The 21,395-nt window shown below is 68.8% G+C and carries 22 protein-coding genes; 12 read left to right on the plus strand and 10 right to left on the minus strand.

Translation table 11 applies throughout. The annotated features are described in order from the left end of the window. Positions 1-3 precede the first annotated feature (3 nt). Together ACFY36_RS14420 and ACFY36_RS14425 are read left to right on the plus strand one after the other, a co-directional pair. Positions 4-1,452, plus strand: coding sequence for an NAD-dependent succinate-semialdehyde dehydrogenase (locus tag ACFY36_RS14420; RefSeq protein WP_499746408.1), 1,449 nt, complete (start codon positions 4-6; stop codon positions 1,450-1,452). Continuing rightward, positions 1,452-2,474 (plus strand): dihydrodipicolinate synthase family protein, encoded by a 1,023-nt coding sequence (locus tag ACFY36_RS14425; RefSeq protein WP_499746409.1) that lies wholly within the window; start codon positions 1,452-1,454, stop codon positions 2,472-2,474. Before ACFY36_RS14420 ends, ACFY36_RS14425 begins: the two co-directional genes overlap by 1 nt. A 31-nt stretch (positions 2,475-2,505) precedes the next feature. On the opposite strand, the gene ACFY36_RS14430 is transcribed toward ACFY36_RS14425, so the two are convergent. Continuing rightward, complete coding sequence (locus ACFY36_RS14430; RefSeq protein ID WP_499746410.1) at positions 2,506-2,721, minus strand: hypothetical protein; 216 nt, start codon at positions 2,719-2,721, stop codon at positions 2,506-2,508. Positions 2,722-2,782: 61 nt separating this feature from the next. After that, positions 2,783-3,403 carry a DsbA family protein gene (locus ACFY36_RS14435; RefSeq protein WP_499746411.1) on the minus strand — a complete coding sequence of 207 codons (621 nt, stop codon included), beginning with the start codon at positions 3,401-3,403 and terminating at the stop codon, positions 2,783-2,785. Here ACFY36_RS14435 and ACFY36_RS14440 point away from each other — a divergent pair. The 4 genes from ACFY36_RS14440 (at position 3,390) to ACFY36_RS14455 (ending at position 6,954) form a co-directional block, all read left to right on the plus strand. Further along, positions 3,390-4,406, plus strand: coding sequence for a helix-turn-helix domain-containing protein (locus ACFY36_RS14440; protein WP_499746412.1), 1,017 nt, complete (start codon positions 3,390-3,392; stop codon positions 4,404-4,406). The two genes, ACFY36_RS14435 and ACFY36_RS14440, sit on opposite strands and share 14 nt — an antisense overlap. Before the next feature lie 301 nt (positions 4,407-4,707). After that, complete coding sequence (locus ACFY36_RS14445; RefSeq protein WP_499746413.1) at positions 4,708-5,919, plus strand: DUF8581 family protein; 1,212 nt, start codon at positions 4,708-4,710, stop codon at positions 5,917-5,919. 58 nt (positions 5,920-5,977) lie between these two features. Next, entirely contained in the window at positions 5,978-6,358 is a 381-nt protein-coding gene (locus tag ACFY36_RS14450; protein WP_499746414.1) for a hypothetical protein, read from the plus strand. Further along, positions 6,355-6,954, plus strand: coding sequence for a DUF8581 family protein (locus tag ACFY36_RS14455; RefSeq protein ID WP_499746415.1), 600 nt, complete (start codon positions 6,355-6,357; stop codon positions 6,952-6,954). Before ACFY36_RS14450 ends, ACFY36_RS14455 begins: the two co-directional genes overlap by 4 nt. Here the strand turns inward: ACFY36_RS14455 and ACFY36_RS14460 are convergent. Together ACFY36_RS14460 and ACFY36_RS14465 are read right to left on the minus strand one after the other, a co-directional pair. Further along, positions 6,951-7,112 (minus strand): hypothetical protein, encoded by a 162-nt coding sequence (locus tag ACFY36_RS14460; RefSeq protein ID WP_499746416.1) that lies wholly within the window; start codon positions 7,110-7,112, stop codon positions 6,951-6,953. The genes ACFY36_RS14455 and ACFY36_RS14460 overlap by 4 nt on opposite strands. A 160-nt stretch (positions 7,113-7,272) precedes the next feature. Further along, a complete protein-coding gene (locus tag ACFY36_RS14465; RefSeq protein WP_499746417.1) occupies positions 7,273-7,464 on the minus strand; it encodes a VOC family protein in 192 nt (63 codons plus the stop codon). A gap of 445 nt (positions 7,465-7,909) precedes the next feature. On the opposite strand from ACFY36_RS14465, the gene ACFY36_RS14470 reads away from it, so the two are divergent. The 5 genes from ACFY36_RS14470 to ACFY36_RS14490 all read left to right on the plus strand — a co-directional run bounded on the left by ACFY36_RS14470 (position 7,910) and on the right by ACFY36_RS14490 (position 13,095). After that, complete coding sequence (locus ACFY36_RS14470; protein WP_499746418.1) at positions 7,910-8,935, plus strand: aldo/keto reductase; 1,026 nt, start codon at positions 7,910-7,912, stop codon at positions 8,933-8,935. Positions 8,936-8,968: 33 nt separating this feature from the next. After that, positions 8,969-9,424, plus strand: coding sequence for a VOC family protein (locus ACFY36_RS14475; RefSeq protein WP_499746419.1), 456 nt, complete (start codon positions 8,969-8,971; stop codon positions 9,422-9,424). A gap of 83 nt (positions 9,425-9,507) precedes the next feature. Further along, entirely contained in the window at positions 9,508-10,971 is a 1,464-nt protein-coding gene (locus tag ACFY36_RS14480) for an MFS transporter (RefSeq protein WP_499746420.1), read from the plus strand. Further along, complete coding sequence (locus ACFY36_RS14485; RefSeq protein WP_499746421.1) at positions 10,910-11,746, plus strand: TetR/AcrR family transcriptional regulator; 837 nt, start codon at positions 10,910-10,912, stop codon at positions 11,744-11,746. The genes ACFY36_RS14480 and ACFY36_RS14485 overlap by 62 nt, the downstream gene beginning before the upstream one ends. Positions 11,747-11,850: 104 nt before the next feature. Beyond that, positions 11,851-13,095: a metallophosphoesterase gene (locus tag ACFY36_RS14490; RefSeq protein WP_499746422.1), complete on the plus strand. Its 1,245-nt coding sequence runs from the start codon at positions 11,851-11,853 to the stop codon at positions 13,093-13,095. Positions 13,096-13,605: 510 nt separating this feature from the next. Here ACFY36_RS14490 and ACFY36_RS14495 read toward each other — a convergent pair. The 5 genes from ACFY36_RS14495 to ACFY36_RS14515 all read right to left on the minus strand — a co-directional run bounded on the left by ACFY36_RS14495 (position 13,606) and on the right by ACFY36_RS14515 (position 17,969). Beyond that, positions 13,606-14,490 carry an SDR family NAD(P)-dependent oxidoreductase gene (locus ACFY36_RS14495; protein ID WP_499746423.1) on the minus strand — a complete coding sequence of 295 codons (885 nt, stop codon included), beginning with the start codon at positions 14,488-14,490 and terminating at the stop codon, positions 13,606-13,608. Between the two features lie 18 nt (positions 14,491-14,508). Then, positions 14,509-15,636, minus strand: a complete 1,128-nt coding sequence (locus tag ACFY36_RS14500; protein WP_499746424.1) for a PQQ-dependent sugar dehydrogenase — start codon at positions 15,634-15,636, stop codon at positions 14,509-14,511. 17 nt (positions 15,637-15,653) lie between these two features. Continuing rightward, on the minus strand, positions 15,654-16,238 hold the full coding sequence (locus tag ACFY36_RS14505; RefSeq protein WP_499746425.1) for an aldo/keto reductase: 585 nt from the start codon (positions 16,236-16,238) through the stop codon (positions 15,654-15,656). Between the two features lie 62 nt (positions 16,239-16,300). Further along, positions 16,301-17,053, minus strand: coding sequence for an SDR family oxidoreductase (locus ACFY36_RS14510; RefSeq protein WP_499746426.1), 753 nt, complete (start codon positions 17,051-17,053; stop codon positions 16,301-16,303). Positions 17,054-17,129: 76 nt separating this feature from the next. Beyond that, entirely contained in the window at positions 17,130-17,969 is an 840-nt protein-coding gene (locus tag ACFY36_RS14515) for a helix-turn-helix transcriptional regulator (protein ID WP_499746427.1), read from the minus strand. An 875-nt stretch (positions 17,970-18,844) separates the two neighbouring features. Here ACFY36_RS14515 and ACFY36_RS14520 point away from each other — a divergent pair. Continuing rightward, a complete protein-coding gene (locus ACFY36_RS14520; protein WP_499746428.1) occupies positions 18,845-19,639 on the plus strand; it encodes a hypothetical protein in 795 nt (264 codons plus the stop codon). 263 nt (positions 19,640-19,902) lie between these two features. On the opposite strand, the gene ACFY36_RS14525 is transcribed toward ACFY36_RS14520, so the two are convergent. Then, positions 19,903-21,351: an AfsR/SARP family transcriptional regulator gene (locus ACFY36_RS14525; RefSeq protein WP_499746429.1), complete on the minus strand. Its 1,449-nt coding sequence runs from the start codon at positions 21,349-21,351 to the stop codon at positions 19,903-19,905. Positions 21,352-21,395 lie beyond the last annotated feature (44 nt).

Genomic DNA, 21,395 nt, shown 5'->3' on the forward strand with positions numbered 1-21,395 from the left:
CCAGTGCAGGACGAAAGTCTGATACGGACCGCCGCGTACATCGACGGCAAGTGGATCGACGAGGGCCGGGCCGGGACTCTGCGGGTGCACAGCCCGGCCACCGGCGAACTCGTGGCGACCCTTCCGGCGCTGGACCGGGCGCAGGTCGCCGAGGCGGTCGCGGCGGCCGACCGGGCGCAACGCTCCTGGCGTACCCGATCGGGCAAGGCCCGCGCCGGGATCCTGCGCACGTGGTTCGACCTGATCGTGGGCAACGCCGACGACCTCGCCGAGATCATCACCCGGGAGGAGGGCAAGCCGCTGACCGAGGCCAAGGCCGAGATCGCGTACGCCGCCTCGTTCGTCGAGTGGTTCGCCGAGGAGGCCAAGCGGGTCCGCGGCGATGTTTTCGGCGCCCCGGAGCCGACCCGGCGCACACTCGTCCTGGCCGAGCCGGTCGGCGTCTGCGCGGCGATCACCCCGTGGAACTTCCCGGCCGCAATGATCACCCGCAAGGCCGCGCCCGCGCTGGCCGCCGGTTGCACGATGATCGTCAAGCCGGCCTCGCAGACTCCGTTGACCGCGCTCGCCCTGGCCGAGCTGGCCGAACGCGCCGGCGTCCCGGCCGGTGTGCTCAACGTGGTGGTCGGCGGCGCCCGGGAGATCGGCGCCGAGCTGACCGAGAACCCCCTGGTCCGCAAACTGACCTTCACGGGGTCGACCGAGGTCGGCCGGGTGCTGCTCGCCCAGTCCGCGGCCACGGTCAAGAACACGTCGATGGAACTCGGCGGCAACGCCCCTGTCCTGGTGTTCGACGACGCCGACGTGGACGTGGCGGTGGCCGGCGTGCTGGCCGCGAAATTCCGCAACACCGGCCAGTCGTGCATCGGCGCGAACCGGATCTACGTGCAGGACGGCATCTACGACCGGCTCGCCGCGGCGCTGACCGAGAAGGTCGCCGCGCTCAGTGTCGGCGACGGCTTCGAACCGGGCGTGCAGATCGGGCCGCTGATCGACGAGGCCGCGGTGGCCAAGATGGACGAGCACATCGCCGACGCGGTTGCCGGCGGTGCCGCGGTGCGCTGCGGTGGATCGCGGCACGAACTCGGCGGGCGGTTCTTCCAGCCGACCGTGCTCACCGGCGTCGCCCCGGGCGCGCTGATCACCCGGGAGGAGACGTTCGGCCCGCTGCTGCCGCTCATCCGGTTCACCGACGAGGCGGATGCCGTCGCGCGCGCCAACGACACCGAGTTCGGCCTGGCCGCCTACCTGTTCACCCGCGACGCCGAGCGCACCTGGCGGGTCGCGGCCGCCATCGAGGCCGGGATGATCGGCATCAACACCGGCCTGATCAGCAACGAGATCGCCCCGTTCGGCGGGGTCAAGCAGTCCGGGCTGGGCCGGGAGGGCTCGGTCTACGGCATCGACGAATACCTGGAACGCAAGTACCTCGCGTGGGAAGGCGCCCTCTGATGACCACCCGTTACACCCGCACCGAGGCCCGCGACTGGGCTCGGGAGAAGCTCGTCGGCGCGATCAACTGCACGATCCCGTCGTTCACCGGTGACCTGCTGGGCATCAACGAGACGGCGATCCGGCACGACACCCGGCTGGCGAGAGAACACGGCTTCCTCGGAACGCTGGGCGTGTCCGAGGTCAGCATCACGCTGCCGGAATACCTGGAGTTCCTGCGGATCATCCGGGACGAGGCCGGTGACGACTTCGTGGTGGTGCATCACGCCAGCTGGAGCAATCTGGATCAGAACCTTGCCGCCGTACGCGGTGCCGAAGAGGCCGGCGCCGAGCTGGTGCTCCTGTCCTACCCGCCGAACTTCTATCCGGAGTCCGAGCAGGAGATCTACGACTACACGAAGGCCTTCTGCGACGCGACGAACCTCGCCGTGATCCTGTTCCCGATGTTCCTGTGGGGGTTCAGCCCCCGGGTGCATCCGTCGGACATCCCGGCTCGGCTGATCCGCCGGCTGCTCGACGACTGCCCGAACATCGCGGTGATCAAGGCTGAGGGCGGCTTCCCGTCGATCCAGAGCGTGATCGAGTGCCACCGCCTGTTCGGCGACGAGGTGGTCATCTCGATGCCGATCGAAGGTGAGCTGATCCCGCTGTCGCAGATCATGCCGATCCAGCTGTCGGCGACCAGCGACCACGAGTACTACGGCCCGATGATCCCGAAGGTCATGGATCTGCTGCGGAACGGCAAATACGCCGAGGCCACGGACATCTACTGGCAGCTGCACCCGGCCCGCAAGATCAAGGCCGGGCTCGCCCCGGCGCTGCACGGCGGCGCCTTCCTGAACCGGCAGGCGTGGAAGTTCCAGGGATGGTTGCAGGGCTACAACGGCGGCCCGCTGCGCCAGCCGACCCAGCGCATCCATGACGCCCAGATGAATGCCCTGCGCAAGGGCCTGATCGACGCCGGGTTCAAGCCGAGCATGGACCCGTTCCGGGAGTTCTTCATCGGCCGCAACCCGGCGTGATTCCACCAGTTCCGTCCGGCTGACAAAGGAGTCAGCCGTCGGCGGTGCGAGCGACGTGACGCTCACGTCGATTGGCACGGCGTACACGCTGACTCGGCCCCGGATCTCCTTCGACGGCAACGGCCTTGCGGACTTCGCCACCCACGGCACCGCGGTCACTGTTGCCGGCGACGGAACCCGGCTGGTCGTCAAGGACGCCCGCATCGAGATCACGGCGGATCGTCGCGAACTTCTCGATCTTCGACATCCGCGGCCTGATCATTTCCGGGCTGGCCTCGGCGGCGGTCCGCCCACCGGCCGCATGACGATCAGGCTTTCTGGGTGTCGAGGTGCTGCTCGAGCGCGCGGGTGAGTTTGCCCGCGGTCGAGGTGGGCCCGCCGAGGCGGTGGGTGCCGTGCTCGGTGTGCAGCAGCAGCGTCGGGTAGCTCTCCACACCGAGCCGGCGGACCTCACGGAAGTCGTCCCGGGCCGTGGACCGGGTGGCCGGGGCGGCGTAGGCGGCGGCAACCCGGTCGGGGTCCTGGCCGAGCTCGACGGCGAGGTCGCGGTACACCTGCGGGTCGGACAGGCTACGGCCCTCGGCATACCAGGCCCGCTGCATCGCCGCGGCCGCGTCCAGCCCGTGGCCGAGCGCGACCAGGCCGGTGGCGGCATCGGTGGAGTCCGTCACCGCGCGGCCCTCGGCGAGAACCCGCAGGTAACCGTTGCCGAAGGTGACGCCGGTCAGCCGGCTGATCCGCTGGTTGGCCTCGGGGATGTGCGGGTAGGCGGCGATCGGTGCGCCGGTGGTGAACAGACCACCGGAGAGCACCCGCAGGTCGATGCGCTCGGCGTTGGTCTCGGCGAACTCGTGCAGCGCCGGGCCGAAGCCGTAGCACCAGCCGCAGTAGGCGTCGAACGCGTAGGTCAGCTTGATGCGACCGGTCATTGTGTTGCCTCTTTCCGTCAGCGGCTGGCGCCGTACTCCGTGTGACATCTCTAAGGTAGGTTTCAGCCAGCACGGATCCCAGATGAGTGGCGGACGACCGATGGTGAAAAACCGACACACCGAAGGACTGATCCCGGAGGTCAGGTTCGCCGCGCCGGTCGGCGGGGCGCCCGGGGTAGAGATGCTGTCGCTGGCTCAGCTACGCGAACGGGCCGCCGGCAGCGACATCCTGTCCACACCCCAACGCCCGACGTTTCATCACCTGCTCACCATCGACAGCGGCTTGCTGTGGCACACCGTCGACTTCACCGGCTACGCCCTCGGACCCGGCTCCTGGCTCTGGATCCGCCCCGGCCAGGTCCAGCAATGGCAGGACCTCACCCAGGCCAAAGGCACCCTGATCCTGTTCGAGCCGGACTTCCTCGACCCCGCCACCGCCGGCGCCGCCGCCCTCAACAACCCGCACGCCCCGGCCCTGCACACCGCCACCGGCGGGGAACATCAAGGCCTCGACCTGGCTACCCGGCATTTGCGCCACGAACTCGAACACGGGCGCCGGACCGCACCGGCGATCCACGTAGCGGTACTCCGACACCTGCTCGCCGCCCTCGTCCTGCGCCTGAGCGACCCGAGCGACCATGCCGGCAGCCGCCCGGCGGAACAGCCCGAACTCTTCCTCCACTTCCGCGACCAACTGGAGAAGAACTTCACCAGCAGCCGACGGGTCGAGGACTACGCACACCGACTCGGCTACTCACCCCGCACCCTGTCCCGAGCCACCCTCACCGCCACCGGCCTCAACGCCAAAGAATTCATCGACCGGCGCATCATCCTGGAAGCCAAACGCCTATTGGCCCACAGCGACCGCACCGCCGCCCAGATCGCCACCCAGCTCGGCTTCGCCGACGCCACCAACTTCAGCAAATACTTTCAGCAACGAGCAGGCGTAAGCCCGATCACGTTCCGCAGCGAGGTCCGTGGCACCCGCCGCCACAGTCAATGACCACCGGGAAGGCGGCACAACGCGCCAGCCTGGAAGGGACGAGGGAGGCTCCTTAACGGGCTGTCCCTCGGCATGTCTCGTCGTCGAACAAGCTGAGAAACTGGACCATGAAGCTTCGGAGGCAGCAGACCCCACGATCAAGGCCGGCCTCTCCGCGAACTCGAGCGCAGGCTCGACTATCAGCCAGAAACAGAAAACCGTGGGGATTTAGTTTGTGTCCGGAGCCCGACACGACAGCGGATCGCGCGTGTACGCCCTTCTTTCTGACAATGGAGCAGGTGATGCACGGGGAGAAGGGCGGATGAGGCGACTCTTCGAGGATCTGCTCACCATTGAGATCGACATCGTTCTCGAGGACCGCGGCCGGGCCGAGTCCGTTCGGGTCGGCGAGGACATGCCGGACGTCGATCGCGCGCTGCGTCAGATCGCCCTCGCCTACGACGGCTATCTGCGGGGCGCGGCACCCGGCCTCGACGGCCGGCGCCTTCATCCGGTCGAGGCGGGCTCGTTCGCGACCCTCCGGGAGCTCGCCGTGCGGGCTGAAGCCGCCCATCGCCGGCTGCGGGGTGCGGACCAAGGGCGGGCGGTGATCCTCAAGCGGATCCATCGCAACAGCGACCAGATCGAGAGAGTGCTTTCGCGGGAGCGCCCCTTCACCGCCGAAGACGTCGTGCGGATCCGCAAGATCTGGGAGATCGGCGTCGACGTCATCGTCCTTCAGACCGTTGTCCAGCTTGACGGTGACGTCGTCACCCGGGTCGGTGGCGACGGGTGGCCGGCGATGCACGAGCTGCACCAAGCGAACGTCCAAGCCGCCGTCGCATGCTGGCAAGGGCTGTTCGCCCTGCTCGCTCATCTCACCGCCGGCACCGTTCGGGGCTTTCTGGCCGTGGTGGTCAGCAGCCGCCGCTGGCACCGGCGAGCCGCCGTCGGGGACCCCCGCACTTTGCTTACGGCGTTCCTTGAGCTGCGCCGCGAGCTGTTCCGTCGCGGTGGTGCCTCCGTCACCACGACCTACCCGACCGGCGCCACCGCCATCCGGACCGTGATTCAGCCCGACGGCGACCTCGTGTGCCATGTGGACTGCGATCTGTTGCCGCAGGAGACCGCTCTGTGGGGTGTGCACGCGGCCGCCGTCCAGGAGCTCACGGCCAAGGTTTCCGGCACCGTGCGCCGGATCGACGCTCTTCTCAGCTGGGTCGGGATGGTGTCGCCGGTCGCGATCGCGAGCCTCCTGGTCATCGGCGCCGGGCGGGCCTGGGGTGCCCTTGCGGGTGTTGCCCTCAGCGTGGCCGCCGTAGGCGCCGCCAACCTTGTGGATGCCGTACGCACCACCCAACCAGACCTCAAGCTCCTGGCCCGGTGGGGCGCCCTCACCATCGCCGGCCTGCTGGGCGCCCAAGCGGGCACACTCACCGACCTGCTGCTCTTCGCCGTGTCCCTTGTGCCGGGGCTCCTGGTGAGCCTGGGTCTTCATTGGACTCTGCGGCGCTATCTCGGTTTGCGGCTCTAACGTCGGCCATCCGACCTGCGCCTTGACCTGATCACACAAAAGAATGACGCTCGACGCCGTGACGATTGACGACAAGACTCCGCGGCGCGCCGGGCAGGACCATTCCCGCGACATCATTCCCAAGGTCATAAAGATGTTCAACGAATTGACCGAGGTCAAGGTGATCACGGCCGTGGGAAAGGTCGAGGTCGTCCTCGAGGAGCGCGAGGGCCGTACGGCCACCGTGGTCAAGACCCCGGAACCGCCGACCGAGGCCCTCGTGACGATCTTCGACCTGGGTGACGGTGATGTGACCAATGTGATCTCGCCGGAGCTGCGGGACGATCAGGCCTTGCGCGAATATCACCTGCAGCAGGTCGATCGGAGCATCCAGGTGCTTCCGGCCCATTTCAAGACTTTGATCGACGCGGCCGAGACGATCATCAACCACAAGTGGTGACGAGGCAGGTTCTCGAAGATGTCCTCAACATCGAGATAAACGTCATCCGCAAGGCGGGCATGACCGGCCGCAAGATGCCCGAGTCTCATTTCGCCCTGCTCGACATCATCGCCGAGTACAACCGGGAGCTGGACCGGGAAGGGGTCTCCGAGGTCGTCCGGGCCGACACCTTCCGCGGCCTGGCGATGCTCGCCGGCCTGCCCCTTGACGCCGAGGACGACGCGAAGGCCGTCATCCGCAAGCGGATCGCCCGGAACTGCGCCGCGATCGAGCGCATTCTCCTGCGGGACGAGGTCGCCGCGGTGGTCGGCGACGGCATCGGGTGCGACGCGCCTCCCGGGCTTCATCTGCCGCTGCGGATGGACGAGGTGCTCGTCGTGCGGAAGGTGTGGGAGGTCGGCGTCGAGTCGATCATGATTCAGACCGTGGCCCAGCTCGACGGCGACATCGTCACGCGTCTCGACCCGGATCACGTGTCCACCACCGATTCGCCCGTGCACACGGTGCACCGGGCCGCCGTCGAGACCGCCTTCCAGTATTGGCGCTTCCTGATCGAGACCGTGGTGCAGTTCGGCGGCCGGATCCTGTCGCGTTAGCCGACGGCGCGCAGGATCGCCTCGGCGACCGGGCCGGGCTGCGACACCGTCAGCGCGTCACCGGCGCCCTCGATCTGCTCGGCGGTGGCCGCGCCGGCCCGCTCGGCCATGAACCGCATGGCCGCGATGAGAATCGCGAGCCAGGTGAGACCGGTCATCGAGGTGACATGCTGGTGGCCTTCCGACAGGGCATAAGGGACGCAGGATCGAAGGACCGTGCGAGGTGGGTCCGGCTGAGACAGATGGCGTTGCGGATGTGGGTTCGGACGCCGCGGTGGCTCGCCTGATGCGAGGCGAGCACCGCAGTCGAGGTAAGTGCTACTGCGCGACGTCGATGACCCAGGTGACACCGAACTGGCCGGTGAGCATGCCGAACCCGGCCGACCACGCGGATGCGGCAAGCGGCTCAAGGACGATGCCGCCGACGGCGAGGCGGTCCCAGATGGCCGTGATTTCTTCCAGGGTCGAGCCGCTGGAGGCGAGGAAATACGGCTGGTCGGTGATGGTCATACCGTTTTCGCGACGCGTCGACGGCGGCGAAGCCCTCAAGGCAGCCACGGACGCAGCCGCCGCTCGACTCGAGGACTGCCTTGAGGGAACGACCGTGACGCCGGCCATTCGCACACCGCTCGAGAAGGCGCTGTCGTCATAACCGGGCCGGCCGTCTCGATGTTCATCGCCCCGCTCCGCAGAGGTCAGTGACCTGGCCCGAGGGCACCAAGCATGCCCGCGGGGCGGCACCTCTTGATCGCAGTAGCCGGGCCCTTCATGCCATCACAGTGAGGCGCCTCTCAATTTCAATACCTGGCAGTACCGGTACTTGCTATTACCGGAACTGATCGGTACCGTTTTGCGGGTTAGTTCTGCTCCGCAGCTGCTCAGAGGTCTTCGTGATGGTGGAAACGACTTCTTCTGAGGCTCGGACGCGGAGCCGTCCTGAAGAACGGGTGATCAGATGCAGTACCGCACTCTCGGTGATACCGGGCTGAGCGTCAGCTCCTTGGCGTTAGGCACGATGATGTTCGGGTCGTGGGGCAACAAGGACCACGACGACTCGATCCGCACGATCCACAACGCGCTCGACGCCGGGATCAACTTCGTCGACACCGCCGACCTCTACGCCCATGGCGAGGCCGAGGAGATCGTCGGCAAGGCGCTGGCCGGGACGCGCCGCGACTCGGTGATCCTGGCGAGCAAGTTTCACAACCCGATGAGCGACAACGTCAATGATCGGGGCAACTCGCGCCGGTGGATCATGCGGGCGGTGGAGGGCAGCCTGAAGAGGCTCGGCACCGACCACCTGGACCTCTATCAGGTGCACCGGCCCGATCCCACGACCGGGATCGAGGAGACCCTGGGGGCGCTGACCGATCTGCAGCGGGCCGGCAAGATCCGGTACTTCGGCACGTCGACGTTCCCCGCCCACCAGCTCGTCGAGGCGCAATGGGTGGCCGAACGGCGAGGACTGGGCCGGTTCGTGACCGAGCAGCCCCCGTACTCGATCCTCGCCCGGGGAATCGAGGCCGATGTCCTGCCGGCGGCCGAGACGCATCGCATCGGGGTGCTGACCTGGAGCCCGCTCGGTGGCGGCTGGCTCTCCGGCACGTTCCGCAAGGGCGCCACCGGCCAGGTGAGCAGCCGTACCGAGCTGATGCCCGGCATCTTCGACATCGACGCCCCGCGCAACGCCGGCAAGCTCGACGCCGTCGAGGCCCTCGCCCTGCTCGCCGACGAAGCCGGGATGTCCCTGATCCACCTCGCCCTGGGCTTCGTGCTGTCCCACCGGGCGGTGACCGCGGCGATCATCGGCCCGATGAACGTGGAGCAGCTTGACAGCCAGCTCGGCGCCGCCGACCTGGTCCTCGACCGGGACGTCCTCGACCGCATCGATCAGATCGTGGCGCCGGGCCGGAACATGACCGCCGGGGACGCCGGCTACTTCCCGCCCGCGCTCACCGACGCGACCCTGCGCCGACGCTGACTCCCTACCCTCCTGAACGAACGGAATCTTTCCATGTCGACATCCGCCATCCCGCACATCAACTTCGCCAACGGGCAGGCGCGCCAGGCGCTGGAGTTCTACCGAGGCGTTTTCGACGGTGACCTGCTGTCGCACACCTACCAGGACTTCGGCATGCCCGCCGGCCTGCCGGACAGCGACCGGATCGTCTTCGGCCAGATCACCACCGCCGACGGCGTCCTCCTGATGGGCTACGACATCCCGGGCGCCCAGGAGCCGGACTTCGGTAAGCCGGGATCCACCCGTCGCGTGAACAACACGACGGTCACCGAGCAGCCGATGTTCATCACTCTGCGCATCACCAGCCTGGCCGAGGCGGAAACGCTCTGGAAGCGCCTCACTGTCAACGCGGTCGTTGTCGAAGAGTTCGCTTCGTCGACCTGGTCGCCCGGCTTCGGCATCGTCACCGACCAGTTCGGGGTGACCTGGCTGATCAACGTCCACGAGTAGTGACCCCTGCGGGAAACGATGCCCGAAACATCCATTTCGGGCATCGTTTCCTTCGCCCATTCTTTCTGGAGTGTCGTACACCCATGCCCGCAGATCTCAGCACCCCACGCGCGAGGAACTTCGCGCTCGCTTTGTTGGCGTTGACTCAGTTCGTCGTCGTGATCGACGCGTCGATCGTCAACGTGGCACTGCCCTCGATCGGCAGCGCCCTCGGCATCTCCCAGGACCACCTTTCCTGGGTGGTCAACGCCTACGTCCTGGCATTCGGCGGCTTCCTGCTGCTCGGCGGGCGCCTGGCCGACTTCCTCGGCCGTCGGCGCATGTTCGTGACCGGTATCGCACTGTTCACCATCGCCTCGCTGCTCGGCGGCCTGGCCCAGAACGAGACCTGGCTGATCGCGGCCCGCGCACTTCAAGGCCTCGGCGCGGCGATCGCCTCACCCGCCGCCCTGTCCATCGTGACGACCACCTTCCCCGAGGGCGGCGAGCGCAACCGGGCACTCGCCATCTGGGGTGCCGTCGCCGGCGCCGGTGGGGCTGCCGGTGTGCTGCTCGGCGGCGTACTCACCGAGTACCTCGGCTGGGAATGGGTGCTGTTCGTCAACGTCCCGATCGGGGCACTCATCATCTGGCAGGCGCCGAAACGGCTCATCGAGTCGACCAGCGGTGCGCAGAAGCGCGCCTTCGACCTGCCCGGCGCGATCACCGTGTCCGCCGGGCTGGCCCTGCTCGTCTACACCCTCGTGGACGCGGACAAGGCCGGCTGGACCTCTACGACCACCCTGCTACGCGGACTGGGCGCACTGGCCCTGCTCGCCGCGTTCACCATCATCGAGACCCGCTCACGCGGGCCGCTGCTGCCGCTCTCGACGTTCTCCCTGCGCACGCTACGCGGCGCCAACGTCGTAGGACTCCTGGTCGGGATGGCCCTGGTCTCGATGTTCTTCCTGATCACCCTCTACCTGCAGCAGGTGCTCGGATTCAGCGCCCTCGCCGCAGGCTTCGCCTATCTGCCCCTGTCGGTGTCCATCATCGTCGCCGCGACCGCAGCCTCGACCCTGGTCACCCGGCTGGGATTCAAACCAGTGCTGATGGCGGGCCTCGCCTTCGTCGCGCTCGGCCTCGCCTGGTTCTCCCAGGTACGCCCGGACGGCTCGTTCGCCGTGGACGTGCTCGGCCCTTCGGTGCTCGCCGGGATCGGCCTCGGCTTGTCGTTCGTGCCCCTGACGATCGCCGCGGTGACCGGTACCACCCCGGAGCAGGCCGGCCTCGCCTCCGGGCTGATCAACACCAGCCAGCAGATCGGTGGCGCGCTCGGCCTGGCCATCCTCGCCTCCATCGCCAACTCGGCGACCACCGACGCGCTCACCTCCGGCGTACGCGACCTGAAAGTCGCACTCACCGACGGGTTCTCCGACGCGTTCCTCGTCGGCGCCTGCTTCGCCGTCGCCGGCATCGTCCTCTCCGCCGTGCTGATCTCCACCCGTGACAGCCGTGAACACTCCCAGGCCGCCAAACGCGGCGAGGTCACCGCACCCGCGGTCTGACCCGTGCATCGGCCGTTCGGCGGGCAGCATACGGACCCGTGCGCTGCCCGCCGGTTCGGCCGCACAACAATGGCTGTTGGGCCAGTACACGGCAGGGCACGCTTCCGGCAGCGAGGAGATCACGGTCATGACGCAGGACGACCCCACGGCGGGGCATACCGTCCCGGACGACGAGGGTGGCCGCACCGTCCACCGCCGCCCGGGACGCAAGCCTGATCTCAGTCGCGACGCCGAGATCATGGACGCGGCGCTGCAGGTCCTGGCGGAAGTCGGCTACGCGGGTATGACGATGAACGCGGTGGCGGCACGGGCCAAGGCCGGCAAAGGCACCTTCTACCGTCGCTGGCCGTCGAAAGCCGAACTGGTCCTGGACGCCATCGGGCACATGAAACGCAGCCAGGTCGACCTGGACCGGCTGCCCGACACCGGCACCCTGCGCGGCGACATCCTCGCGCTGTTCAAGCCCACGTCCGTGAAAGAAGGCGAGTACCAGCTCACGGTCATGGCCGGGCTGGCGTCGATGCTCAGCCAGGACCGCGGATTCGCCGAGGCGGCCAACGACGCGATCGTGGAACCGTGGGCCGCCGCCAACCGCGTGCTGCTGTCCCGGGCGATCAGCCGCGGCGAAATCAATGCCACCGCCGACATCGAGACCCTCTCCCAAATCATCCCGTCCATCGCCGCCTACCGCGCGCTCATCCAGCGCAAGCCGTTCGACCGCGACTTCCTCATCTCCATCATCGACGGTGTCCTCCTGCCGGCAGTCCGCCCCTGACCCCGTGCACGGCGCAGCCCAGGCCGTTCCCTCCCGCCTGCAAAGAGCGGCCCGACACCGCGTAGTGCCGGTCGTCGTGAGCCCCAACGAAAGGCTGTGCACCCGTGGAGCCCGTTTCCGTTCTCGCCGCGGTCGTCGTACCGATCGTCTTCTGCGCGCTGCACTGGTACCTGTGGCGACGCCTGATCTCGCAGACCACCTCGCGGGGTACGCGGGCGCGCCACGCCGGTTCCGCCTTGTTCGTTGCGGGGCCGCTGCTGGCCGGTTCCGCCTTGATCGGTGGGTTCACCTCGATGCCGATGACGGTAGAACGCGTCCTGGCCTGGCCCGGCTACCTGTGGCTGGCCATGTTCCTGTATCTGCTGCTCGGAGTGCTCGCGGCAGAACTCATCAGGCCCTTGTTCACCCTGTGGCTCACTCATCGCCGCCATGAGCCGGCGGCAACGACACCACCGGCCGAACAGGCCAACATCGACCAGGTCACGCTCAATCCGGCACACCCCGCCGACCGGCCCACCGAGCTGCTTTCCCGCCGCCTCTTCGTATCCCGGCTGGTCGGAGGCCTCTCTGCGGCAGCAGCTGTCGGCACCGTCGGCTACGGGACCTGGGACCTGCTCAACGGCCCCGCGGTCAAGCGCATCGTGGTTCCGCTCGCCAAGCTGTCGCGTCGTCATGACGGTTTTCGCGTCGCGGTCGTCAGCGACATCCACCTCGGTCCGATCCTCGGACGCCGCTTCGCCCAGCGGGTCACCGACACCCTCAACGCCACCCAGCCCGATCTGATCGTCGTGGTCGGTGACCTGGTCGACGGCGACGTCGACGACCTCCGCGACGCCGTCGAGCCCCTGGCCCGGCTGCGGGCACGTCACGGCACCTACTTCGTGACCGGCAACCACGAATACATCTCCGGTGCCGATCAGTGGATCGAGAAGGTGCGCCACATGGGTTGGCTACCGCTGGAGAACGCGCGGGCCCAGCTGCCGGGTTTCACGTTGGCCGGCGTCAACGACTTCGAGGGCAACGCCACAGGCCGGGGCCCGGACTTCGCCAAAGCACTCGACGACCGTGACCCCGCGCTGGCGACGGTCCTGCTGGCGCATCAGCCCGTCGCCGTCCACGAAGCGGTCCGCTACGGGGTAGACCTGCAACTGTCGGGCCACACCCATGGCGGTCAGCTGTGGCCCCTCACCTACGCGGCCGAGGCGGCGAATCCCACCGTGGCCGGGCTGGAACGCTACGGCGACACCCAGTTGTACGTCAGCCGCGGCGCCGGCGCGTGGGGCCCGCCCACCCGGGTAGGCACCTCATCGGACGTCACCATCGTGCAACTCGCATCCCGGCAAGCCTGAGGGCGACCGACTCGCCACCTGTGCCTTGCGTCAGCGGGTCCCGTACCCGCTGCTCCACCGAACGCGCGACTGGTCGCGGGTGCGAACGGCTCAACCAACGAGTGCGGGGGGGGGGGGGGGGGGGGGGGGGGGGGGGGGGGCGGGGGGGGCGCCGGGGGGGGGGGGGGGGGGTGGGGGGGGGGGGGGGGGCGGGCCCGCGCGGGGGGGGGGGGGCCCGCCCCCCCCCCCCCCCGGGGCGGGGCGCCCCCCCCCCCCCCCCCCCCCCCCCCCCGCGGCGAACTGTGTCCCCGGTCTTGCGGGGTGTGATTTCGCAGATCCAGGCGCGGCCGCCCTGACGGGACAGCCACGGCGGGCGTTAATCGCCTCGGACGTGCCTGGGATTTTCTTCGGACAAGACCAAGTCGGCGATCAGCTCGTTCGCCTCGAGTATCGGCGAAAGCGTCGGCGCGCACGCGGAGCTCGGCTTAATGCTGCAGCCCTCGTGGCGTAAAGACGTCGAGAGGCCAGATTTCAGCGAGTCGGGTTCAGTAGTTGCGCGAAGCCCATGCGGCGGACGAACTCGGCCCGGGCCCGGTAGGCGGCATCGTTCACCGCTTCGACGCCGGCGTGGGCGTCGTCAATGACGGTACGGAACGGCTTTTCGCCGAACGGCAGGTCGAGCACCCGGACGATCTCGTCGGCCACGCCGGCCGGCCCCTTCACCGGCGGGGTGAACAACGCCTCGGTGGCCCGTTCGGTGTCCGCGACTATCGGGTCGAGGACGTTGTAGGCCGCGGCCACCTCGGTATCGCCGGCGCTGCTCGCGTTGGGGAAATGGTCGGTGCCGTCGGTGATGGCGCCGGGCATGACGATCACCGTTTCGATGCCGAACGCGTTGGCCTCGTAGGCGGTGACCACGGCCAGGGCGTCCATCGCGGCCTTGGACGCCACGTACGGACCCATGAACGGCGGCGTGGTCACCGGGATGGTGCTACCGACGTACATCAGTACCCCGGCGCGGCGCTGCCGGAAGTGGGGCAGCACGGCGCGGTTGACCCGGTGGGTGCCCACGGCGTTGACGTCGATGAGGTGGGTGACGTCGTCGTCGGTGAAGGCCTCGACGTAGCCCACGTACAGGTGGCCGGCGTTGTTGATCACGACGTCGAGTCCGTCGTGCCGCTCGATCACCGTACGCACGGCAGCGTCGGCGGAGGCCTGTGACGTGACGTCGAGGGCGACGACGTGCAGGTCGGTGCCGGTGTCGTGGGCGTACGCCCGGATCTGTCCCGCGGGTCCGGTGTTGCGGCCTCCGGGGTCGCGCATGCTGGCGTAGACGGTGTGGCCCGCGTCGGCCAGGCGTCGGGCGGTGAGGTTGCCGATACCGGTGGAGGCGCCGGTGATGAGGATGACGGACATCAGTGGGTCCTGTTCCTTCTATCGGACTTCGACGCGCAGGATGCGGTCGTCGCCGGGTTTCGGGTCGACGCCGCCCCAGGTGGACTGGTCGGTGTTGGAGGTCATCAGCCACAGCGCGCCGTCGGGGGCGACCTCGACGGTGCGGATCCGGCCGTACTCGACGCGGTAGTGCTCGACCGCCTCGCCGGTGGCCCGGCCGCCGTCGACCGGCAACTGCCAGAGGCGTTGCCCGCCGAGGGCGCCGATCCAGAGCGATCCGCCGGCGTAGGCCATACCCGACGGTGAGGCGTCGTCCGGGTGCACGGTCCAGATCGGTGCCGTTCCGGTGCTGCCCTCGATGCCTTCGGTCTCGGGCCAGCCGTAGTCCGCGCCTTCCTCGAGCACGTTCACCTCGTCCCAGGTGCGGTGGCCGAGCTCCGAGGCGTACGCGGTGCCGTCCGGGCCGAACGCGATGCCCTGCACGTTGCGGTGCCCCGAGGAGTAGATCGGGCTGTCGCCGGGCGCCGTGCCGTCCGTACGGATGCGCAGGATCTTGCCGTTGAGGGAGTTGGCGTCGGCGGCGTTCTCCGGTTCGAACGCGTCGCCGGTGCCGATCCACAGGTTGCCGTCGGGGCCGATCGCGAGCCGGCCGCCGTGGTGGCGTTCGGCGGTCTGGATGCCGTCGAGCAGCACCCGGTCCTGGCGCAGCGACCCGTAGTCCTCGGCGATGCGCAGGGCGACGACCGAGTTCTCGTCCGCGCCGGTGACCGAGGCATAGACGGTACGGTCGGTCGCGAAGCCGGGCGAGGCGACGATGCCCATCAGGCCGCCCTCGGCCTTCGGCACGACCCCCGGGACGACCCCGACCGTCTGCGCGGGGCCGCCATCGGCGGGCACCCGTTTGATGCGGGCGGAGTCGCGCTCGGAGACCAGCGCGGACCCGTCGGGCAGGAAGGTCAGGCCCCACGGCACGCTCAGGCCGGTGGTGATCTCGATGGGTTCGCCGAGGGTGGCGACCGGGCCGCGGGACCCGCCGATGGTCACGGTGGCACCGGGGACGACCTGGGTGGCCGGCTCGTCGTCGGAGTATTCCGGGGAGCAGGCGGTCAGGCTCAGCGCCGCGGCGAGGCTCGCGCCGAGCAGGGATCGCCGGGGAGAGTGTCGCATGGGGGGGGTCCTTCGGGTCAGAGGCGTTCCGGGTGCGGGCCGGTGCGGCCCGCCTCGCCTCGATCGAGCCGGTCGATGCGCGCCAGGTGGCGGGCGTCGAGGGAGAAGTCGAACACCGCGGCGTTCTCCGCGATGCGCTGCGGCGAACTGGCCTTGGGCAGCACGATGTCGCCGCGTTGCAGATGCCAGCGCAGGATGACTTGCGCCGGCGTACGGCCGAGTTCCGCGGCCACCGACCGGATGGCCGGGTCGTGGAGCACGGATCCGGCGCCGAGCGGCGACCAGGCGGCGACGGCGATGCCCCGCTCGGCGCAGTAGCGATAGAGATCGACGTGGGTGCCGAGAGCATCGACGGTCGCGTCGATGGCCCCGCGGACCTCGCCGGCGTCGTCCGCGCCGATCGGGAGCTTGCTGGTGATCCAGATGTCGTCGCGGTCGAGGCCGCTGGCCCGTACGGCGGCGCCAACCCCGGCCTCATTGCGGTAGTAGCGGGCGGTGTCGATGTGCCGGTAGCCCGCCCGCAGCGCCTCGCCGACGAGTTGTCCGGTGTCGCGCGGGGCGATCTGGTAGGTGCCGAAGCCGAGCCGGGGAATGGTTTCCATGGGGGCCGTTCGTGACGGAGGGGGTGCGGCGGCCGGGCGGGGAACCCGGCCACCGCGGGCGGTCAGGAGCGGTAGCGGCCGCTGAGCACGCCCAGCACGTCGGCGTAGCGGCCCTCGGCCACGGCGTTGCGCTGCCACTTGACCCGCTCGACGAGGATCTGCTCGGCCTTGCCGTCGGCCTCGAGCAGGCTCATCACCTCGTCGAGGAACTCCTCGAGGGGCATGGCCACGTCGGAGTTCTGCTGGTTCATCAGCGTGGTGCGGGTGGCCGGCGGGACGAGCTCGATGACCTGGACGTCGCTCTTGAACAGCTGGACCCGCAGGCTTTCGGTGTACGAGTGGATCGCGGCCTTGGTGGCGTTGTAGGTCGGCGTGGCCGGCAGCGGCACGTACGCCAGACCGGAGCTGACCGTCATGACCGTCGCGGCCGGCTGGGTGAGCAGCCCGGGCAGGAACGTGTTGATCAGCCGGATCGGGCCGAGCAGGTTGACCTCGACGGTGCGCTCGGCGACATCCAGGGATGCCGGGTCGCGCAGGTCCTCGGGCTCCATGATGCCGGCCATGGTGATGAGGGTGTCCAGCGCCGGGTAACGGGCGGCGAGCTCGTCGCGGGCGGCGGTGATCGACGCCGGGTCGGTCGTGTCGATGGTGACGGTGCCGATGCCCGGGTGCTCGGCACCGATCTGCTCGAGCAGCTCGGTGCGCCGGCCGCCGACGATGACGGTGTTGCCCTTGGCTTGCAGGCGCAGGGCCAGTCCGAGACCGATGCCGGAGGTCGCGCCGGGGATGAAAATGGTATTTCCGCTGATGTTCACGAAATTCCTTCGATTTTCAATTTTGGGCGCGCGGAAGTCTCCGCGTTTCCACAGTGATCAGGGAAAGCAGTGGGATTCAGGCGAACTTCTGATTCCCGAGTACGTCGAGGAATGCAATCTGGTCGTGGGCGTTCGATCCAGGCCGGGGCCGGAACAGAATGAGCCGGTGACCGGTGGCCGGGCTCAGTACGACGTCGCATTGCAGATCGAGGTCGCCGACCAGCGGGTGCCGGATCAGTTTGGGCGCCGAAGTCAGCGCCACGACCTGCTGCTGCGCCCACAGCTCACCGAACTCGGCGCTGCGCTCGAGCAGGTCGGCGACCAGCCCCTGAGCGAACCGGTCGCGCGCCGGGCGCTGCGCGACGCCGGCTCGCAGGTCGGCCGCGTAGGCCCGGCCGATGCGCTCGTGCTCGCCCGGATCGTTGCTGTCCCGCGACGCCGGGTCGGCGAACCAGCGCCAGGTGACGTTGGACTCGTAACCGGGCAACCCGGTCCAGACCCCCAGCAAGTTCTGCGCCGCACGGTTCTGCGCGACGACCGTGAGCAGGTCATCGGCCACCTGGGCCGGTGTGTGCTCGAGCGCGTCCAGCAGATACGTCATCGCCGGGTCGACGTGGCCCAGCGGCGAGCGGGGCTCCGGCGGCTGCTGACCGGCGAGGCGGAACAGGTAGTCCTGCTCGTCACCGGTGAGCCGGATGGCCCGGGCCAGGCTGGCCAGCGCCGCCGCGGACGGGCTGCGAACCCTGCCCTGCTCCAGCCGGGAGTAGTAGTCCGGCGACAGCGCCGCCAAGCTCGCGACCTCCTCTCGGCGCAGACCGGGAGTACGGCGCCGGCCCCCGCCGGGCAGGCCCACGTCTTCTGGTCTCAGCCGTTCCCGCCGGTGGCGGAGAAACTCGCCGAGCGCTTTGTCGTCCATGTCAACCTCCCTTCTTTCTTGGCGTGAACCCAGAATGGCCGGAAAGAATCGGGATATGAAGGCCACGTTTAGCCTAGGTGTCCCATAACCTGGCTACCGCCCAATCCGTATCAGCGGCAGCGGCCAGATCTGTCACCAAGCCGCCTCGTCGGCATCACGGGTTCGCATCGCGGTCGTCAGAGACATCCACCTCGGTCCGATCCTCGGACGCCGCTTCGCCCAGGGGTCACCGGCATGATCAACCCCACCCGGCCCGATCTGATCGCCGTGGCCTCCCGGCAACTCGCGCATCACGGGCCGCCCTGAGGCCCCCATCTTCGACGAGCTCTCAAGAAAGTCGGTCGCGGCCCATGGTGGAGGCTGGTTCGCTGTCGCGGGCTGCCGCCATTCGGTAATAGGTGGCCCGCGACGCGTGTCGAAGCTCGTTGGCTGCCTCCTTGAGGTGTCCCTCCTCGACTAGGAAGCTACCCAGAGCCAATTGCGCCTTCTGCTGGTCCGGAGTGTCGGACTCGGCCACGGCTCGGTAATCGTCGTACGCCTGCGGCCGGCGTCTGCCTCGCGGTGAAGGAACGCCCGGTTGTACCTGGCGCCCATAGCAATCTCGGGATCGGGAGCGGTGACGGCGATGTCCAGATACGGCAGCGCCTCATCAGGCAGGCCCGCACCGATGAGTTCCCGAGCCAGGAAGTCCGCCGCGCGGGAGACCGCGTTCACCTCTCCGGTGGAGATCGCATCATGCATGTAGCTGGCGGCGCGCTCGGTCTCGCCACGGTCGGCGCAGAGCCGGCCGAGCGTGTAGAGACATTGACCGCGCAAGACGCCGCTCGCCTGCGCATAGCGCCCTTCGGTGCATTCGCGCAGCAGCGGCTCCTGCCGTGACTATCCTATGGTTCGTCAACACTGCGGGAGTCAGCCCCGATGACGGTTACCAGTGGCGATCGCTGGACGGAAAGACCGACCCGTCCGAGGCCAAGGCGGTGGAGTACGGATCGGTGGCCGGCCGAGAGTTGCTACGTCTGGTCACCGCGTCGCGGCCCTGTCTCGTCCTCGGGCGGCTGCAAGACCGTTCCTTCGTATTGTATGTCTCCGGTCTGCTACCCACGGGGGCTCCCACTCAGGGCGATTCCCAGAACCGCCCCATCACGGCTACGTTGCTGGGTATCGCATCGAAAGCGACCGCCCCGCGGCCGCTGGTGAACGCCGCCGCAGCCGCTCTCACCGGTCGGCTCGCCGAGTTCTTGCCGCTGAGCTGGACGGCGAACGGCCATCCCGAGATCGACATGACCCGGGATCAATGGCTGCCGCCGGCGCCGGTCTCGTCCGCAGTGCCGAACGTCCAACTGAGTCATGGTGCACTCGTCTCCCCCGCCGACGCCGGGCGGGTTGCCGACGAGCTTCTGTCACTGCGTGCGGACCAGATGGCCGATTTCCCTATCGACCGGCCCTTGGTGCTGATGACTAATGCGCTGGTTCCGGCGGAACTCGAGAAACTTCGCCCATGGCGAGCCATCTCACCCCAGGTAGCTCGCCGGATAGCCTTTCCTGACGAGGACGGATTTTGGACCCGGCGCCGGGTCCTCATCGCCGTCCTCGCCGGGGCGGTCGTCGTCGGCGGGATCCTCATCCTCATCCTGATCCTTCGGCAGCTCAACCAGACCCCCGGACGCTAGGTCAGCGCTGGCCGCCGCCGACCGGACGGTGGTGCGGGTCGTCGATGCCCGGGCTTTCGGCACGGTGCAGCTCCTCGATGGCGCTGGGCGGCCCGGGAACCTTTGTCAGCGCGGCCTACACGATCAGAGGGCTGAGGGCCGGTTCCCCGGTTTCGCGGCGTGGTCGGCCGCCCGTGACAGTCAGCACCACGTGGGTTCCACGACTGCGCCCGTACCCGAAAGCACCGGGACTGCTGAACCGGCATCGAGTGGGGCGACCCGCGTCAGCCGGTCACCGTGCGCAACGCACGGACGTCCACTCGCGCGAGGTCTTCGGGCCGCAGCACGATACGCAACTCCGGGCATATCCGGGTTGACCTGCTGCGGCGCTCGAACGAATTGATCACCAGCCGCAACAGGTCGTCAGGTGAACTTTGATCGATGCGTGACAGCCCGCCGCCGATCAGCGGCACTGCGACCGGACGCAGCTGTCCGTGCAGGCGTACCGCCTCCCACAGATTGTCCAGGCTCACGGCGAGGTCGGCCGGTGACGAGCGGGCGACGAGGTCGTTGCCCATACGGCTGTACGCCACGGCGAACAGGCAGCGGTCGTCCGGCCGCAGGACGGCGACCGTGCCGAGCGGATAGCGAATGAGCTTGCCCCGGCGTTTGGTCGCCCGCGTTTCCCGCGAAGCCGGCTGAGCGTCCCGCAGTGCCGTCCGTAACTGGCGGTCGAGCGCCCCACGGTCGCCGGCGAACAGCTCCCGTGTGGCCCGCGCCTGCATCGATGCACCATTGATCACGCGGTCGTCGGTGGTGTCGGTGTCGAAAGTGTCGGTGAAGCCGACCACCAGATGCGCGTCCCGCTCGGCGAAGAGGTCGCCCGCCGAGAGGACGACGGTGCTGGTCGCTCCATCGCCGACGGTGAACCGCAGCAGTCCGCGCCGCTGCCGGCGCAGTGCGGCCCGGATTTCGGTGATCAGCCCCAGCAGGATCGTGTCGCCCGGGCGGTCGACCGCCAACGCCTCCGCCACCGGCAACGCCTCGCCCGGCCGGCCCATCTCCCGGTAGAGCCCGATGAGCTCCAGGGTGGCGGTCCGGCGCATCGCCCACAGGTTCGCGATCAGGGGCTGGGCGAACGGCAACTGCTCGACGGCGGCGAACGGCCGGCCGCGCCAGAGCGACAACGCCTCACGGAGCAGCTCGGTGGCGGTGACGCCATCCTCTCGCGCGGCCTGCTCGACCAGGTGGCGGAACTGGACAAAGTCGATCCGGTCCGGCGGCACGCGCAGCCGGTACGCCGTCCGGCCGTCCGAGAGCTGCTCGACCAGCGACCCGGCCGGGCCCGTGCCGGGCGGGTCGATGGCACGCCGGATCTGCAGGACGCGTTTCTGCACGGCGGTGCGTTCCTCGCGACGCACCACGTGGCCCGGCGCGTCCCATACGTCCACGTACAGCTCCTCGACCGGCACGGCCTCGCCGGCCGCAGCCAGCCGGAGCAGAACGTCGAGAGCCTTGGGCGGCAGCGGTCGGTCAGCACCGCCGGCCGTCAGCCGTACGGGCCCTAGCGCAGCCAGCGACGGAAGCGGATCGGAAGCACTCGGGAAGCGGTCGGAGCCTTTCTCGGGAAGCATCGACGGGCTCTCATGTGAGGTGGACAGAGCATCAGGCCAGGTGGCGACCATACCGGCGTGGCCCTGTCCGTCGGTATTAGTTGGGAGGGCGACGCTCACATGGCGACAACGACAGAGACCGATCCCCACCGGGTGCGTGCGCG

The organism is Actinoplanes sp. NPDC000266 (assembly GCF_042899005.1).
In the GTDB taxonomy this organism is placed as follows: Bacteria; Actinomycetota; Actinomycetes; order Mycobacteriales; family Micromonosporaceae; genus Actinoplanes.